Origin of the sequence: Streptomyces sp. NPDC007856 (assembly GCF_042868225.1) — a bacterium.
In the GTDB taxonomy this organism is placed as follows: Bacteria; Actinomycetota; Actinomycetes; order Streptomycetales; family Streptomycetaceae; genus Streptomyces.
In genome coordinates this window covers 261,299-276,293 of record NZ_JBIAEC010000011.1, presented here as the reverse complement: position 1 = coordinate 276,293, position 14,995 = coordinate 261,299, and the positions used below count along the sequence as shown (strand labels likewise).

16 protein-coding genes and 1 pseudogene are annotated in these 14,995 nt (G+C 72.2%); 9 read left to right on the top strand and 8 right to left on the bottom strand.

Features of this window, described 5'->3' with window-relative positions; all coding sequences use genetic code 11:
* Positions 1-10 precede the first annotated feature (10 nt).
* On the bottom strand, positions 11-283 hold the full coding sequence (locus tag ACFYOH_RS26315) for a hypothetical protein (protein ID WP_388629982.1): 273 nt from the start codon (positions 281-283) through the stop codon (positions 11-13).
* A gap of 131 nt (positions 284-414) precedes the next feature.
* On the opposite strand from ACFYOH_RS26315, the pseudogene ACFYOH_RS26310 reads away from it, so the two are divergent.
* From ACFYOH_RS26310 to ppk2, 3 genes and pseudogenes are all read left to right on the top strand, one after another.
* Positions 415-680 (top strand): annotated as a pseudogene (locus ACFYOH_RS26310) (sarcosine oxidase subunit beta); the annotation flags it as partial.
* A gap of 116 nt (positions 681-796) precedes the next feature.
* The gene (locus ACFYOH_RS26305; RefSeq protein ID WP_388629979.1) at positions 797-2,191 is read left to right on the top strand and encodes a 2-oxoadipate dioxygenase/decarboxylase family protein; all 1,395 of its coding nucleotides are present in this window, start codon (positions 797-799) and stop codon (positions 2,189-2,191) included.
* Between the two features lie 880 nt (positions 2,192-3,071).
* Positions 3,072-3,875: a polyphosphate kinase 2 gene (gene ppk2 / locus ACFYOH_RS26300; RefSeq protein ID WP_388629977.1), complete on the top strand. Its 804-nt coding sequence runs from the start codon at positions 3,072-3,074 to the stop codon at positions 3,873-3,875.
* A 51-nt stretch (positions 3,876-3,926) separates the two neighbouring features.
* On the opposite strand, the gene ACFYOH_RS26295 is transcribed toward ppk2, so the two are convergent.
* The 3 genes from ACFYOH_RS26295 to ACFYOH_RS26285 form a co-directional block, all read right to left on the bottom strand.
* Positions 3,927-6,311: a phosphoketolase gene (locus ACFYOH_RS26295; protein WP_388629974.1), complete on the bottom strand. Its 2,385-nt coding sequence runs from the start codon at positions 6,309-6,311 to the stop codon at positions 3,927-3,929.
* Positions 6,312-6,540: 229 nt separating this feature from the next.
* Positions 6,541-7,488 carry a DNA-3-methyladenine glycosylase family protein gene (locus ACFYOH_RS26290; RefSeq protein ID WP_388629972.1) on the bottom strand — a complete coding sequence of 316 codons (948 nt, stop codon included), beginning with the start codon at positions 7,486-7,488 and terminating at the stop codon, positions 6,541-6,543.
* Positions 7,489-7,633: 145 nt separating this feature from the next.
* Positions 7,634-7,942 (bottom strand): hypothetical protein, encoded by a 309-nt coding sequence (locus ACFYOH_RS26285; RefSeq protein WP_388629970.1) that lies wholly within the window; start codon positions 7,940-7,942, stop codon positions 7,634-7,636.
* 472 nt (positions 7,943-8,414) lie between these two features.
* Here ACFYOH_RS26285 and ACFYOH_RS26280 point away from each other — a divergent pair, with 472 nt between their 5' ends.
* Genes ACFYOH_RS26280 through ACFYOH_RS26270 form a run of 3 tightly spaced genes read left to right on the top strand, consistent with a single transcriptional unit; the run spans position 8,415 to position 10,971 of the window.
* Positions 8,415-9,779, top strand: coding sequence for a rhodanese-like domain-containing protein (locus ACFYOH_RS26280; protein WP_388629967.1), 1,365 nt, complete (start codon positions 8,415-8,417; stop codon positions 9,777-9,779).
* Between the two features lie 56 nt (positions 9,780-9,835).
* On the top strand, positions 9,836-10,225 hold the full coding sequence (locus tag ACFYOH_RS26275) for a rhodanese-like domain-containing protein (RefSeq protein WP_388629964.1): 390 nt from the start codon (positions 9,836-9,838) through the stop codon (positions 10,223-10,225).
* Positions 10,222-10,971: a sulfite exporter TauE/SafE family protein gene (locus ACFYOH_RS26270; protein WP_388629961.1), complete on the top strand. Its 750-nt coding sequence runs from the start codon at positions 10,222-10,224 to the stop codon at positions 10,969-10,971. Before ACFYOH_RS26275 ends, ACFYOH_RS26270 begins: the two co-directional genes overlap by 4 nt.
* 18 nt (positions 10,972-10,989) lie before the next feature.
* Here the strand turns inward: ACFYOH_RS26270 and ACFYOH_RS26265 are convergent, their stop codons facing one another.
* Positions 10,990-11,277 (bottom strand): metal-sensitive transcriptional regulator, encoded by a 288-nt coding sequence (locus ACFYOH_RS26265; RefSeq protein WP_388629959.1) that lies wholly within the window; start codon positions 11,275-11,277, stop codon positions 10,990-10,992.
* 81 nt (positions 11,278-11,358) lie between these two features.
* Between ACFYOH_RS26265 and ACFYOH_RS26260 the strand changes: the two genes are divergently transcribed.
* Positions 11,359-11,940 carry a rhodanese-like domain-containing protein gene (locus ACFYOH_RS26260; protein WP_388629956.1) on the top strand — a complete coding sequence of 194 codons (582 nt, stop codon included), beginning with the start codon at positions 11,359-11,361 and terminating at the stop codon, positions 11,938-11,940.
* Between the two features lie 44 nt (positions 11,941-11,984).
* On the opposite strand, the gene ACFYOH_RS26255 is transcribed toward ACFYOH_RS26260, so the two are convergent.
* Both ACFYOH_RS26255 and ACFYOH_RS26250 read right to left on the bottom strand, forming a co-directional pair.
* Positions 11,985-12,278: a hypothetical protein gene (locus tag ACFYOH_RS26255; RefSeq protein ID WP_388629953.1), complete on the bottom strand. Its 294-nt coding sequence runs from the start codon at positions 12,276-12,278 to the stop codon at positions 11,985-11,987.
* 119 nt (positions 12,279-12,397) lie between these two features.
* Complete coding sequence (locus ACFYOH_RS26250) at positions 12,398-12,586, bottom strand: hypothetical protein (RefSeq protein WP_388629951.1); 189 nt, start codon at positions 12,584-12,586, stop codon at positions 12,398-12,400.
* 258 nt (positions 12,587-12,844) lie between these two features.
* Here ACFYOH_RS26250 and ACFYOH_RS26245 point away from each other — a divergent pair, with 258 nt between their 5' ends.
* On the top strand, positions 12,845-13,288 hold the full coding sequence (locus ACFYOH_RS26245) for a universal stress protein (protein ID WP_388629948.1): 444 nt from the start codon (positions 12,845-12,847) through the stop codon (positions 13,286-13,288).
* 118 nt (positions 13,289-13,406) lie between these two features.
* Here ACFYOH_RS26245 and ACFYOH_RS26240 read toward each other — a convergent pair whose 3' ends face one another.
* Positions 13,407-14,288, bottom strand: a complete 882-nt coding sequence (locus tag ACFYOH_RS26240; RefSeq protein ID WP_388629945.1) for a universal stress protein — start codon at positions 14,286-14,288, stop codon at positions 13,407-13,409.
* A 261-nt stretch (positions 14,289-14,549) separates the two neighbouring features.
* Between ACFYOH_RS26240 and ACFYOH_RS26235 the strand changes: the two genes are divergently transcribed.
* Entirely contained in the window at positions 14,550-14,954 is a 405-nt protein-coding gene (locus ACFYOH_RS26235) for an Hsp20/alpha crystallin family protein (RefSeq protein ID WP_388629942.1), read from the top strand.
* The last annotated feature ends 41 nt before the right edge of the window (positions 14,955-14,995 follow it).

The following is a 14,995-nucleotide window of genomic DNA, read 5'->3' as shown; positions in this document are numbered from 1 at the left end:
CCCACAGTCGTCACGGTGCATCTCCGTCCCAGTCGAAGTGGCGGGGGTCGCCGGGGCGTGGGGTGTACATCGCCCGGCCGCCGGCGCCGAACTGCCCCAGCTCGGTAGGGAGGGCCGCACGGGTGCCGAGCTCGGCCTGCGTCCAGCCGGTTATGTCGAGCAGGAGCCCGTCCAACGGGCCGCCGACCAGTTCGGCGTACCGGCGTCCCGGCCGCGGGCCCGGCTGGTCGTGGTCCTGACCGTAGACCCGGCCTCGAAGCAGTTGCTCATCGTTCCTGTCCATGTGGCCAGCCTTGCAGTCACCACTGACATCGCCATGGGCCGGACTCGGTGGGGGACGGACGCCGACGCGATGCCGGTGGCATTCCCACGGGCCGCGACCCGGGCCGGTGTCACCATCGCCATCCGCACGGGCAGTTGGCCTTCACCGTGCCGCTCGCGCCGCCCACCCCGCGCATCCCGTTCACCATCGACTCCTCCTCGACCGCCTGCTTCCACAACAGCGACGACGGACACCGCCGGCCGCCACCGCGCCCCGGCCCTGGCCGACATGGGAGACCGCCGGCGGCTGGGCGGGCCTGTACGAGGTCACGGCGGACCACAGCGCGCTGATCGGCCGCTCCGGTGAGCTGCCCGGCTTCCTGCAGGCGCCCGCGGTCGGCGAGGTCATCCGCGACGTCCCGAAGCGCAGGTGGTGTGACCAACGATGGCTCAGGTGATGTGATCGGCGATGCCTCACGTGGCACACGCATACCGACGGCTCACGTGGTGTGGACCCCGATCGAAAGGCCGAACCATGTCGACGATCAGTCAGTGGCAGCTGCGGGCGGCGTTCGCCGCGCGGCTGTCGCAGATGTACGGGCGGGAGGTGCCCGCCTACACCACGCTCGTGGACGTCTCGCGCGAGGTCAACGAGGACGTCCTGCGCGCGCGGGGAGCCGACGCCGAACGCCTCGGATCCATCGGCCGGGTGACCGCCGAGCGGCACGGCGCCATCCGGGTCGGCACACCGCGGGAACTGCAGCAGGTCGCCCGCGTCTTCGGCGCCCTCGGCATGCACCCGGTCGGCTTCTACGACCTGCGGGAGGCCGCCGCCAGCGCCGTCCCCGTCGTCTCCACCGCGTTCCGGCCCATCGACGACGAGGAGCTGGCACGTAACCCCTTCCGGGTGTTCACCTCGATGCTCACCCCCGCCGACCCCCGCTTCTTCGACGCCGACCTGCGCACCCGCCTGGAAAACTTCCTCGCAGGCCGCGAACTCTTTCCCTCCGAGCTGCTGACACTGGCCGACCGCGCCGCCGCCGAACGGGAACTGCCCGAGGACGAGGCCGAACGCTTCCTCCACCTGGCCGTGCGGGCGTTCGAGTTGTCCCCCGAGCCGGTCGACAAAGCCTGGTACGAGACCCTGGAGCGGATCTCCGCCGTCGCCGCGGACATCGGCGGCGTACGCAGCACGCACATCAACCACCTCACCCCGCGCGTCCTCGACATCGACGAGCTGTACCGGCGCATGACCGAGCGCGGCATCGAGATGATCGACACCATCCAGGGCCCGCCGGCCTGGAAGGGACCCGATGTGCTGCTGCGGCAGACCTCCTTCCGGGCCCTGGCCGAACCCCGCGCGATGCGCACCCCGGACGGCAGCATCATCCGCGGCGCCCTGCGGGTCCGCTTCGGCGAGGTCGAGGCCCGCGGCGTCGCCCTCACGCACAAAGGCCGCGCCCTGTACGACGAACTCCTCGGCTGCGTGGACGAGCAGGCGTCCGAGCACCCCTCGGAGCCCCGAGGCGACATCGCGCGCGCCGTGTGGGAGCGTTACATGCCCGGAAGCGAACGGGAACTCGCCATTGAGGGGCTGGCCTACTTCACGTACCGGCTCAGCCCCGACCACCCTCGCGACGGCAACCCGCCCGCGGACCTCGACGATCTCGTGCGGGAAGGATGGGTGCGCGCGGAGCCCATCGTCTACGAGGACTTCCTGCCCCGCTCCGCCGCGGGCATCTTCCAGTCCAACCTCAGCGGCGAGGGCACCCGCGACAACGACCGGCAGGGCACCGCCTACGACGCCGCCTGGCTCTCCGGCGCCATCGGCCGCGACGTCCTCGACCCCTTCGACCTCTACACGCGCCAGCAGGACCGCTCCCTCGCGCAGGTCGCCCACGACCTCGGCCTCACCGGCGCCCTCCACTGACAACGCCACGGTGCGCCCGGGCACGTCGGCGCCGATGTTCCGAGGGCGGCACGCGCGCGGGCGCGCAGGTGGTCCGTGGTGGGCAGTGCCGCGCCGCCGCCGAGAGCGGGGCACCCCGTGCTGTGCGCCGCAGGGCGCCCCGAGCCGGGTCCGGGCCCAGGGCGGGAAGATCCTGGCCGGCGGAAACCGGCGCCTTGCCGACGAGGGCCCGGAGGGCACCGTCCTCGCCGTCGACCTCGAAGCATGGGCCGCCGCACGATGGCCCGACGTCCCCTTTCCCCTGGGTGCCGGACGACGCGGAACGCATGGTGGAGTGGGAGGACAGCCGGTGGCGGGCACAATGGCGGCGTGGAACTGCTCACCGCGGCCGGCCGGCCCGGCCGCGTACCGCCTCGTCCGCAGCAGCCTCGTCCCGTGAAGCAACAAGCCGCCGGGCAGGGCAGTCTGCTGTGGGCCCAGGTTGTCGCGTCCACCGTGTCGTACTGGGCGAGGACCAGCCGGCGGTCGCGGAGCGGCGCGCCGTCCGCCGTGGCGGGCAGGCCCAGCCGGGAGCGGACCGTGGCCGCGAGGGCGTCCGGCAGCCGGTCGCGGTGCAGCCGGCCCCGGTCGAGCAGGTGCGTCTCGGACGGCGTGTGGGGCAGCGTCGTCGCAGGCAGCCGGTCTTCGTTCTCGTGCCGGTCCGTCCGTGGGCCCCGTGACCCGGCACCCCGTGGCCGAACACCTCTCGCTCGGGTCTCGGCCGACGGACTTGTGAACCGGCGATTCGGTGCGAGTCGTGCCAAGCTGGGACCCACCTGGCTACCGGGAGGCGTACCGCAGGATCTGGGGCAGATGAACCCGTGGTGCCGCAGAGGCCAGGGAGCCGGGAGACAATGGCCGCATGACGGACAAGCAGGCGGCGACGCTGTCACGCAAGACCTATGAGGCCGAACTGCTGCGGCTGCAGACCGAGTTGGTCAAGCTGCAGGAGTGGGTGCGAGCCGAGGGCGCCCGGCTGGTCGTCGTCTTCGAGGGGCGGGACGCGGCCGGAAAGGGCGGCGCCATCCAGCGCGTCACCCAGTATCTCAACCCCCGTGTCGCCCGGATCGTGGCGCTGCCCAAGCCGACGGAGCGCGAGCGCACCCAGTGGTACTTCCAGCGGTACGTCGAGCACCTCCCGGCCGCCGGGGAGATCGTGCTCTTCGACCGGTCCTGGTACAACCGGGCCGGTGTCGAGCGCGTGATGGGCTTCTGCACCAGGGAAGAGCACCAGCTGTTCCTGCGCCAGTGCCCGATCTTCGAGCGGATGCTGGTCGAGGACGGGATCCTGCTGCGCAAGTACTGGTTCTCGGTGAGCGACGCGGTGCAGCAGGAGCGCTTCCAGCGCCGCCTGCAGGATCCGCTGCGGCGCTGGAAACTGTCGCCGATGGACCTGGAGTCGATCACCCGTTGGGAGGCGTACTCCCGGGCGAAGGACGAGATGATGGTGCACACCGACATCGCCGAGGCGCCCTGGTACATCGTCGAGAGCGACGACAAGCGGCGCGCCCGGCTGAACATGATGGCGCACCTGCTGTCGTCCGTCCCGTACCACGAGGTGCCGCCACCGGTGCTGGAGCTGCCGGAGCGGCCGCCGTCCAGCGGCTACGAACGGCCGCCGCGTGCTCTGCAGACCTACGTCCCCGACCACGCGGCGCACCTGTGAACCCGCCCCCGCCACGGTCCGGGCGGGGGAATGCCGTGGTCCCGGCCCTGTTCAGCCGTCCCACGACCAGTCCGCCACCTCCGGCAGGTCCGTGCCGTGTTCCCGGATCCAGTCGTGGTGCCGCTGCCGGGCGTCCGCCATCCGCTGACGTACGGCGGCCGCCCGCACCGCCAGACCGGGGACGCGGTCGATGACGTCCATCACGAGGCGGTAGCGGTCGAGGTCGTTGCGGACCACCATGTCGAACGGCGTCGTGGTGGTGCCGATCTCCTTGTAGCCGCGCACGTGCAGGTGCTTGTGCCCGGTGCGCCGGTAGGCGAGGCGGTGGATCAGCCACGGATAGCCGTGATAGGCGAAGAGGACCGGCTTGTCTGCGGTGAAGAGGCCGTCGTACTCGAAGTCGCTCATCCCGTGCGGGTGTTCCTCGCTGGGCAACAGCCGGGCGATGTCGACGACGTTCACCACGCGCACCACCAGCTCGGGCAGCTCGCGGCGCAGCAACTGGGCCGCCGCCAGTACCTCCTGGGTGGGCACGTCGCCCGCGCAGCCCAGCACCACGTCCGGCTCGCGGGTACCGTCCTCGGTGCCGGCCCATTCCCAGATGCCGGCGCCGCGCGCGCAGTGGCTCTTCGCCTCTTCCATCGACAGCCAGTCGAAGCAGGGCTGCTTGCCGGCCACGACGACATTGACGTAGTCGCGGCTGCGCAGCACGTGGTCGGCCACGGACAGCAGGGTGTTGGCGTCCGGCGGGAAGTAGACCCGTACCGCCTCGGGGCTCTTGTTGAGGATGTGGTCGACGAAGCCGGGGTCCTGGTGGGAGAAGCCGTTGTGGTCCTGCCGCCACACGTGGGAGGTGAGCAGGTAGTTGAGGGAGGCGATGGGGGCACGCCAGGACAGGTGGCGCGTGGTGCGCAGCCATTTGATGTGCTGGTTGACCATCGAGTCGACGATGTGCACGAACGCCTCGTAGCAGGAGAACAGCCCGTGCCGCCCGGTGAGGAGGTAGCCCTCCAGCCAGCCCTGGCAGGTGTGTTCGGAGAGGATCTCCATGACCCGTCCGTGCCGGTCGAGGTGTTCGTCGACAGGAAGGGTCGCGGCCTGCCAGGCCTTGCCGCTGGCGCCGTAGACGGCCTGCAGCCGGTTGGAGGCGGTCTCGTCGGGGCCGAACAGGCGGAAGTCACGGCGGTCGGCGGTGGCCGCCATGACGTCCTGGAGCAGGTCGCCGAGGACACGGGTCGGTTCGTGCAGGGTGGAGCCGGGCTTGTCGACCGCCACGGCGTACCGCTCCAGCGGCGGCAGGGGCAGCTCGCGCACCAGGAGCCCGCCGTTGGCGTGCGGGGTGGACCCGAGCCTGCGGGCTCCCTCGGGGATGCACGCGAGTACGTCCGGGCGCGGGGCACCGTGCTCGTCGAAGAGTTCTTGGGGGCGGTACGACCGCAGCCATTGCTCCAGCTGCCGCAGGTGCTCGGGGTTGTCCCGGACCGCGGCGAGCGGCACCTGGTGGGCACGCCAGGTGCCCTCGACCGGCAGCCCGTCGACCACGGCCGGGCCGGTCCAGCCCTTCGGGGTGCGCAGCACGATCACCGGCCAGCGGGGCCGGTCCGTGGCCCCGCCGTCGCGGGCGGCCCGCTGCAGGGCGGTGATGCGGTCCACGGCGGTGTCCATGGCGGCGGCCATCGCGCGGTGTACGGCCGCAGGGTCGTCGCCGGTGACATGGATCGGGTCGTGGCCGTAGCCCCTGAGCAGGTCGTCGAGTTCGGTCTCGGGGAGCCGGGCCAGCACGGTCGGGTTGGCGATCTTGTAGCCGTTGAGGTGCAGGATCGGCAGCACGGCGCCGTCGTCGACCGGGTCGAGGAACTTGTTGGAGTGCCAGGCGGCGGCCAGCGGTCCGGTCTCCGCCTCGCCGTCGCCGATCACACAGGCGACCAGGAGGTCCGGATTGTCGAGGGCGGCGCCGTAGGCGTGTGCGAGGGAGTATCCCAGCTCGCCCCCTTCGTGGATCGAGCCCGGGGTCTCCGGGGCGACATGGCTGGGCACCCCGCCGGGAAAGGAGAACTGCTTGAACAGCCGGGCCATGCCCGGCGCGTCCCGGGTGATGTCCGGATAGGTCTCGGTGTACGACCCCTCCAGCCAGGAGTTGGCCAGCACGGCGGGGCCCCCGTGGCCCGGTCCCCAGATGCACAGGGCGTTCAGGCCGCGGGCCTTGATGAGGCGGTTGAGGTGGGTGTGCACGAGGTTGAGGCCCGGTGAGGTGCCCCAGTGGCCCAGCAGGCGAGGCTTGACGTGCTCCGGCCGCAGCGGTTCGGTCAGCAAGGGGTTGGCCATGAGGTAGATCTGGCCGACGGAGAGGTAGTTCGCGGCGCGCCAGTGGGCGTCCAACGTGGCGAGCTCCTCGTCCGTGAGCCCGGCGGGCGCCTGCTGCGTGTCGACGGACATCGGGATTCCTTCCGGATCGGACGGCGATCGGGGCGTGACGCATGCCCCGGCGGGCACAGCACCCACCCTCCGGCGGACCGCCGGGTGCCCGACAGGGCCGTTCGGTCCACGGCCGTCGGCAAGCCGGTCCCTTCGGACCGGCTCAGGGCTGAGGTTCCGACTGGAGGTGCACGAAGAATCTTGGGGACGGCGTCCGAAACACGGGCCGATACCTGACGGCCTCGACTTCTCAGCGCAGCGGCCGGCGCAGGGGTGCGCGGGGTGCCCGGCGGGGAGCCGGCCAGGCGGTGAGTTCGAGCAGCCGGACGACCCGGTAGCGGTGTGGCCTGAACGGCTCGTAGAACTCCTCGATCTCGTCGTCCGCCAGCGGCCGGCCGAGCAGGGCCATCCCGGTCATCCGCCCGAGGTGGTAGTCGCCCAGCGGCAGCGCATCGGCGTCGCCGAGCGCGCGGTGGCCGACCTGGGCGGCCGTCCAGGTACCGATGCCGGGCAGCCTCGCCATCAGCTCGTAGGCCCGGGCCGGGTCACCGGCGGCCTGGTCGAGCCGCACGGCGTGGCGGGCGGTCAGGATGACGGTGCGGGAGCGCTGCAGGTCGACGCCGGCCCGGCGCCATTCCCAGCTCGGCAGGGTCCGCCAGACCTCCGGCGAGGGCGGAACCCGCATGCCCACGGGTGCGGGACCGGGCGCCCGCTCCCCGTGGGCCCGGACCAGACGGCCGAAGGACGCGGCAGCGTCCGGGCCGATCACCCGCTGCTCGATGATGGCCGGGACGATCGCTTCGAAGAGCCGGCTGGTGCACGGCACACGCAGGCCCGGCATCCGCCGGCAGGCGGCCCGGAGGACCGGATGTCCGGGCCGGAACAGGTCCGGCCGGTCACCCGCGCCCAACTCGGTGCGGATGCGGTCGACGAGCTCGGCGGCCCCGGCTCCCCAGGCGTCGATCTGCAGGTCGTCCAGGCGCTGCTGCCGGATGCGGTACGTCACCGGTCCGGATGCCGTCAGCGCCGAGCGCCACAGCGTGCCGTCCGCCTCCACGCGGTGCGTGGGGTCGTCGCGTCCACGGCGCAGACTCTCCAGGGTGAGCCGCGCGTCCACGGCGAAGCGAGGCTGCCAGTGCAGGGACCGGTCGGGCGCCGGTGCGTGTCGTGCCTGCGTGCGTGAGCGTGAGCCGGTCACGAAGACCATCGTGACGCCACAGCCGCGACCGCTCGAATCGGGATCCCAGGGCAGGGACGATGCGGTGATCGCGCAACAGTGTGCAGGGTGTGAGAGCCGCGACACCGATCGGCTTCGGCGGCGGGCAGTCCGGTGTGGTGCTCGCTCAGCCGCTGGTCCCTCCGGTGGCAGGGCGGCCGTCGGGGTCGACGAGTTCGGCACAGTAGCCGTTGCCGAACCGCATGACCTCCCCGACCCGCAGGCCCCACCGGTCGGCGAAGCGTCCGGCGGCACGGTCCGCGTCGGCCGTGCCGCGGACGGGGCCCGTGCGGGAAACGGCGCCCGTCATCACCTCGGGACCCGGACGCCATGGCCCGGAACCGACGCCCATGAACCACACGAGCGAGGCGATGAGCGCGGTCACCGCCGCGACCAGCACCGCCAGGAAGAGCGATCGGCGCGTCAGCCCGGTCACCGGGGCCCCGGCTCGTGGGCGCGAGGCGTTGGCGCGCCTCGGTGTAGGTGTCCGCGTCGATCTCGCCGGTGGCGAAGCGCCGGTCGAGGATCTCCTCCGGCGTCTCTCTCGGTTGCGGAGCGCCGTGGGTGCCCTCGCCACGCGCTGTCGGGTGCTGGGCGAAGCGGATTCCCGCCCACACGGCCACAGCGATCAGCGCGATCCACAGCAACGGCATGAAGGCCATCGACGCCCGGCCGCCATCCCAGTACATCATCGCAGCTCACCTGCCCAGAGGGTCCTGCTCGCCACTCTTGCCGGGAGCAGCGGACAGCGGCAGGGATCCTTCGGCCTCATCGCAGGACCGTGGGGCACCTCTCCGCCCGGTGCGGGGGCATGACGCGGTTCACGTCGCCTCAGAAAATACCCCCCGGGGTAACCTGCTACCGTCGACATATACCCCGGGGGGTAATTTCACCGGAAGGGAGTCCCTGTGTTCTTCGTCGACACGATCGAGGTGGCCGGGCTCGGCAACCGCAGCTATCTGGCGGGTGGCGAGCGGACGGCCGTGGTGGTCGATCCGCCCCGTGACATCGACCGGGTGATCGGCGCCGCCGCACGGCGCGGGGTGCGGATATCCCACGTCGTCGAGACGCACCTGCACAACGACTACGTCACCGGCGGGCTGGAGCTGGCCCGGGTCACGGGCGCCGCCTACCTCGTCCCCGCCGCCGCCCGGGTCTCGTACGAGCGCGTACCGGTGCACGACGGCGACCACCACGAGATCGACTCCGGCGCCGCACTGGTGCTGCGCGCGATGGCGACGCCCGGCCACACCCCGCACCACACGTCGTACGCGCTGGAGGAGAACGGCACGGCCGTCGCCGTGTTCACCGGCGGCTCACTGCTGATCGGCAGCGTCGGCAGGCCCGACCTGGTCGAACCGCGGCTGACGGAAGACCTCGCCCGGGCCCAGCACGCCTCCGCGCACCGTCTGGCCACCGAACTGCCGGACAGCGCCGCCGTGCTGCCCACGCACGGCTTCGGCAGCTTCTGCTCGGCCGGCCGGGCGGAGGGGACGTCCACCACGATCGGCAAGGAGAAGGCGTCCAACACGGCCCTGACCCGGGATGTGGACAGCTTCGTCGCCGACCTGCTCGCCGGTCTGGACGACGTTCCCGCGTACTACGCCCACATGGGTCCGGCGAACGCCGTGGGGCCGGCGCCCCTCGACCTCACCACGCCCTTCCTCGCGGACGCCGACGAGATCGCCGGCCGGCTCGCCGCCGGGGAGTGGGTGATCGATCTGCGCAACCGGGTCGCCTTCGCCGAAGGGCATGTCGCCGGCTCGTTCAACTTCGAGGCCGAGGGACAGCTCGCCACCTACCTGGCCTGGCTGGTCCCCTGGGGCAAGCCGGTGACCCTGCTCGCCGAGTCCGCCGACCAACTCGCCTCCGCACAGAGGGAGTTGGCCCGCGTCGGCATCGACCGCCCGGCTGCTGCGGCCACCGGAGACCCGGCGCGCTGGGCACGGGAGGGCGAAGCTCTCGCCTCCTTCCCGCGGGCCACGTTCGCCGACCTCGCGCGGCACTCCGGGGACGGGATCGTCGTACTGGACGTCCGCCGGGACTCGGAACGGGCGTCGGGCCATGTGGCGGGATCGGTCCACATCCCCGTCCACGCCCTGCACCGCCGCCTCGACGAGGTCCCCGGCGGGCAGGTGTGGGTGCACTGCGCGGGCGGCATGCGCGCCGCCATCGCCGCCTCCCTGCTGGACGCCGTGGGCCGTGACGTCGTCGCGGTCGACGACCGCTTCGACTCGGCCGAGAAGGCCGGTCTCACCGTCCACACCCCCTGACGGCGTCCGCCGCAGAGCATCGCAGCCGAGAAGACGAACAGGAGCGAGGAACCACGATGAGCCTCTTCGGACGTGGCCGGGGCGGCCCGGCGCGGGTGACCGCGCGGAAGGCCGCCGCACGCACGGACTCCGCGCGGGCGGCCGGAAACAGCGGGGCCTCCGTGCTGCTCGACGTACGGGAAGCCGACGAGTGGCAGGCCGGCCACGCCCCCGGCGCGGTACACCTGCCCCTCACGGCGCTGGCCGCCGGTGCCCGGCTGCCCGCCGCGGCGCAGGCGCGGCCGGTCGTCGTGATCTGCCGTTCGGGCCGGCGCTCCCGGCGGGCCGTCGAACTGCTGCGGGCCAGGGGCGTCGAGGCCGTCGACGTCATCGGCGGCATGCAGGAATGGGCCGGGGCGGGACTGCCGGTCGTGGACGCGCAGGGCGGGAACGGGACCGTCGCGTGAGCGCTGTGATACTCGCGCTGACCGCCGGAGCCGTCATCGGCCTGGCGCTCGGCGCCCTGGGCGGCGGCGGCAGTGTGCTGGCCGTGCCCGCCCTGATCTACCTGCTCGGATTCACCCCGGTCGCGGCCACCACGGCCAGTCTGGTCATCGTCACCGTCACCTCCGCCACCGCCCTGTCCGCGCACGCCCGCGACGGGCGGGTCCGCTGGCGTACGGGGCTGCTGTTCGCGGCGGCCGGGATCGGCCCCGCCATGCTGGGCGGCGCGCTCGCCGGACGCCTGCCGGCGGCCGCGCTGACCGTGGCCTTCGCCGTGGTCGCGGCCGTGGCCGCGGTACGCATGCTCAGGCCCCGCTCCGACCCGGATGGCACCGTCCACGTACGGCCGGGGCGGGCGGCGGCCGCCGGCGCCGGACTGGGCGCCGTCACCGGCGTGCTCGGTGTGGGCGGCGGCTTCCTCGCGGTCCCCGCCCTGGTCAACGTCCTCGGCATGCGGATGCGGGCGGCCGTGGGCACCAGTCTGCTCGTCATCACCGTCAACTCACTGGCGGCGCTGGCGATGCGCGCCGGTACGGCCGACGGCCTGGACTGGTCGGTCATAGGACCGTTCGCCGGAGCGGCGATCCTGGGCGCCTGGGACGGCAAACGCCTGTCGGCGAAGCTGCCCGGGCACACCCTGCAGCGGGTCTTCGCTCTCGTCCTGCTGGTGGTGGCGGGCCTCATGCTGGTCGATGCGGCGGTGGGATGACCGCGCAACCGCGTTTCCCTACGCCAGCGACAGGAACAGCTTCTCCAGCCGCGCGCGCATCGCCTCGGTGTCCTCACCGTTCTTGCGGCCCGATTCGATGTCGGCCACGCACTGCTGCAGTCCGGTGGCGATGATCGCGAAACCGGCCCGGTCGAGTGCCCGCGAGGCGGCGGCCAACTGCGTGATGACGTCCTCGCAGTCCCGCCCCTCCTCGATCATCCGGATCACGCCGGAGATCTGGCCCTGCGCACGCCGCAGCCGGTTCAGCACGCCCCTCAGGGACGCGCCCTCAAGCTCCAGTTCCACGCTCACTCCTCGAAAAATACCCCTAGGGGTACTGTACGTCCCGGTTCGGGGCGACGGCGACCATGAAGGATCACATCTGCCATGACCACCACTCCCCACACCCTCGACACCGACCAGGCCCGCGCCCGGCTGGACGAACTCACCGTCATCGACGTGCGCACCCCCGGCGAGTACGCCTCCGGCCACCTCCCCGGCGCCCTCAACATCCCCCTGGACCGGATCCGGGGCGCCCTGCCCGAGATACGGCACGCCGCCGGTCGCGGCGACGTCCTCGTGGTGTGTGCCTCCGGCGCCCGCTCGCAGAGGGCGTGCGGGCTGCTGGCCGAGGAGGGCATTCCGACGGCCACCCTCACCGGCGGCACCAGCGCCTGGGCCGCCGATGGACACGACCTGCATCGGCCGGCCGTCTGCGAGACGCGGGCCGGCTGGAGCATGGAGCGTCAAGTGCGCTTCACCGCGGGCACGGTCGTACTTCTGGGCCTGCTCCTCGGCCTGCTGGTGCATCCGGCCTTCCAGCTCCTCTCGGCCGGTATAGCGGGCGGCCTCGTCTTCTCCGCGCTCACCGACACCTGCGGCATGGCCGTCGTACTGGGCAAGCTGCCGCACAACCGCCCCCACCCGGCGGACCTCGCGGCGACGCTCGCGGCACTGCGCCGCGGCTGAGCGCCGCCGCCCTCCGGGGAGTTGCGGCCCGGCCGGCTCTCTCGTCAGGCAGTACCGTTGCGCGGCCGGGCGTCGGCGGGCTGCTCGGCCGCGCCGACCCGCTGAAGAAGCAGGCGGGCCAGACCGCGTGCCTCGTCCGGGGTGAGGGCCGCCCAGACTCCCGGTTCACCACCCCGGTCCTCCCCCACGTCCAAGGCGATCCGGCTGACGGGCCGGTCCGGATGTCCGAGGAGCAGGCGGTGCACTTCGATCCTGCGTCCGCACCTGGTCACCAGAAGCGTCTCTTCGGCTCCGCTCTCGTCGTTCGAGCAGAGCCGGTCGTCCGCTGCCGTCGCCATCGGCCTCACGTCCCTCCGCCGTTCGGTTCCTCCCCCGGCGGCCTCTATACCCGCCGGGGTATCACCGACAGCGCTTCCCGAGGACGAGTTGTTCCCTCTTGCCCCTCAGCGCGGCTCTGTCAGCCGAACAGACTGCGCACCCTGATCGTCTCGACGTGCCGCCACGAGCCGCCGGGCAGCAGCAGCCAGTCGCCCTTCGTCGACGAGGCCCTGCGTACGACGGCGGTCCGCTCCGCCCTGCGCGTCGGCAGCCGGGAGCCACAGCTCTGCGCCTTGGCCCGCGGCCGGGCCCGCGCCCCCTTGCTCATGGCTCCTCCCGCGACATCGGGTGCGGTAGATCGTCCGCGTTCGTCTGCATGAGCACCCACTCCCCGAACATCATCGTCCTTTTCTCGGAGAACCGCCCTCGGACGGCACGCCGTGGTCAAGTCCCGTGACTGTCGACAACCCTCGTGATCGATACACCCGGGAACGCGTTGCCCTGGCGAGAACGCGGGACCACGTGCAGCGTGGAGACGAAGGTGGCCGATCGACGGGGCGGGAAAGCCGTAGGAGAGGTGGGACGCATGGACAGGGATACCTCCGAGCCCCGGGTGGTCGTCGGTGTCGACGGATCGCCGTCCTCGTACGAGGCCCTGCGCTGGGCCGTCCGGTACGCGGGCCTCGTCGGCGCCACCGTGGACGCGGTCGCGGTGTGGGAGCTGCCGGGGCTCCACGGCTGGTCGGCGCCCGCCGTGGACACGGATGTCGACGAGGAGGAGACACGGCAGCAGATGCGGAAGGAACTGACCGACGTGCTCGGCGCGGACGCGGCCGGCTCGGTCCGCAGTCATGTGGTGCACGGCAACGCCGCCGACGTGCTGCTGCGGGCCGCCGAGGGAGCCGAACTCCTGGTCGTCGGCAGTCGCGGCCGGGGCGGGTTCGCCGCCGCCCTGCTCGGCTCGGTCAGCCAGCATGTGTCGCAGCACGCGAGCTGCCCGGTCGTGATCGTGCGCGCTCAGGACCAGTGACCGTCTCCGGATCGGCTCATGGCAGGGCGCGCGCCAGGTCGGCGTAGCGGTGCAGGACACACGTACTTCCCATGACGGCCCTGGAACTCTGCTCGGGTGCGCGGACACCTTCGGATGCTCAAGTCCGCGTCGGTGGAACGACGAGGACCGGGCAGCGGGCGTAGTGCAGCACTCCCTGGCTGACCGAGCCCAGCAGCATCCCCGTGAAGCCACCGTGCCCTCGTGTGCCCACGACCAGGCCCAGAGCGTCGGCGGAGGCGTCGGTGAGGGCCTGTACCGGATGCCCGACGGCCAGCTCGTGCCGCAGGTCCACGTCGGGATAGCGGGCATGGCGGCCGGCCACGGTCTCCGAGAGCAGCCGCCGGGACTGCTGCTGGACCCCGTACTCGTCGAAGATCCGCAGCGGTCCGGGCTCCCAGACGTACAGTGCCCGCACCTGGGCACCGCGCAGCGAAGCCTCCTCGAACGCCAGGTCCAAGGCGGCGGTCGAGTGCTCGCTGCCGTCGACGCCGACGACGTAGAACCCGGGCTCCCCGGTGGCGTGCTCCGCTTCCGGGACGACCACCACGGGGCAGTGCGCCCGTGCCATCAGGGGCAGGGCGACCGCAGCGGAGCCGAACACCTCCTGCGCCCGGCTGAGGTGCTGCGAGCCCAGTACGACGGCCGTGGCGGTGCGGCTCTCCTCGCCCAGCACCCACACGGGGTCGCCTTCGGCGAGTACGGCGTCCACCTCGACCTCGGGATGCCGGTCCGCGACGAAGTCCACGGCCTCGGCGAGGACCTGTTTTCCGCTCCGGTGGAGCTCTTCGTTCCACCCCGCCCAGGACGGCGGGACCTCCGGCCTCCGTTGCCCCCTGGTCGGCACACCCTCGGCGCGGACCGGCCGCAGCGGCACTCGCCGGCGGGCCGCCTCGTCGGCCGCCCAGGCCAGCGCGGACTGTCGGGCGGGGTCCGTCTCCACACCGACCACGATCGGCCGGCGCTCACTCGACCTGGACATGATCGCCTCCAGGCGGGAAGTCGCTTCGCCGCGGTGGCGCGGACCTGCTGCGGTTCTCGCCTCCGCCGTCCGATCCCATGCAAGGCGCGCGCCGTACCAGGTGCCAGGGGCCGTTGGTCCCTGCTTCGGGCAGGTCGGCCCGCCCGTTCGCAGAGTCGGCAAAAGGGGCCTTGAGGACCCATGCCATGGGCTGTTCGGCCTCAGCACGGGAACGTCGGGCGCGGTGCACTGAAAGCAGGCGAAGACCGAGGAGGTACGGCCATGGGCGCACTCACCCGCAGGCAGCGGATCCCCTTCCCGGACATGCCGGAATGGTTCGAGACCATTCCGAGCAAGTTCGCGATGTCCTCCGTCCGGATCGAGGACTACACGGAGAACGACCGGTACGTCGTGCGTGCCGAGCTTCCGGGCATGTCCCCCGAGGACATCGACGTCGTCATCGGCGACGGGGTGCTCACGGTGAAGGCCGAGCGGACCGAACGGGACGTGGACAAGAACCACAGCGAGATCCGGTACGGCGCGCTGAGCCGCAGCGTGACGCTGCCGACCGGCGCTGACGAGGACGACGTGACGGCCGACTACACCGACGGCATGCTGACCGTCAGCGTGGGCCTGGGCGCCGAGAAGGCGGAGGCCAAGCACGTCGAGATCCGGCACGGCAGCTGACGCACCGTTCACTCACCGGCGGGCTCGATGCGGGCACGCCG

Excerpts from the sequence above, each read along its gene's own strand:
- ACFYOH_RS26315 (WP_388629982.1), bottom strand. The coding sequence starts at position 283 with ATGGACAGGAACGATGAGCAACTGCTTCGAGGCCGGGTCTACGGTCAG.
- ACFYOH_RS26305 (WP_388629979.1), top strand. The coding sequence starts at position 797 with ATGTCGACGATCAGTCAGTGGCAGCTGCGGGCGGCGTTCGCCGCGCGG.
- ppk2 (WP_388629977.1), top strand. The coding sequence starts at position 3,072 with ATGACGGACAAGCAGGCGGCGACGCTGTCACGCAAGACCTATGAGGCC.
- ACFYOH_RS26295 (WP_388629974.1), bottom strand. The coding sequence starts at position 6,311 with ATGTCCGTCGACACGCAGCAGGCGCCCGCCGGGCTCACGGACGAGGAG.
- ACFYOH_RS26275 (WP_388629964.1), top strand. The coding sequence starts at position 9,836 with ATGAGCCTCTTCGGACGTGGCCGGGGCGGCCCGGCGCGGGTGACCGCG.
- ACFYOH_RS26260 (WP_388629956.1), top strand. The coding sequence starts at position 11,359 with ATGACCACCACTCCCCACACCCTCGACACCGACCAGGCCCGCGCCCGG.
- ACFYOH_RS26255 (WP_388629953.1), bottom strand. The coding sequence starts at position 12,278 with ATGGCGACGGCAGCGGACGACCGGCTCTGCTCGAACGACGAGAGCGGA.
- ACFYOH_RS26250 (WP_388629951.1), bottom strand. The coding sequence starts at position 12,586 with ATGAGCAAGGGGGCGCGGGCCCGGCCGCGGGCCAAGGCGCAGAGCTGT.
- ACFYOH_RS26245 (WP_388629948.1), top strand. The coding sequence starts at position 12,845 with ATGGACAGGGATACCTCCGAGCCCCGGGTGGTCGTCGGTGTCGACGGA.
- ACFYOH_RS26240 (WP_388629945.1), bottom strand. The coding sequence starts at position 14,288 with ATGTCCAGGTCGAGTGAGCGCCGGCCGATCGTGGTCGGTGTGGAGACG.
- ACFYOH_RS26235 (WP_388629942.1), top strand. The coding sequence starts at position 14,550 with ATGGGCGCACTCACCCGCAGGCAGCGGATCCCCTTCCCGGACATGCCG.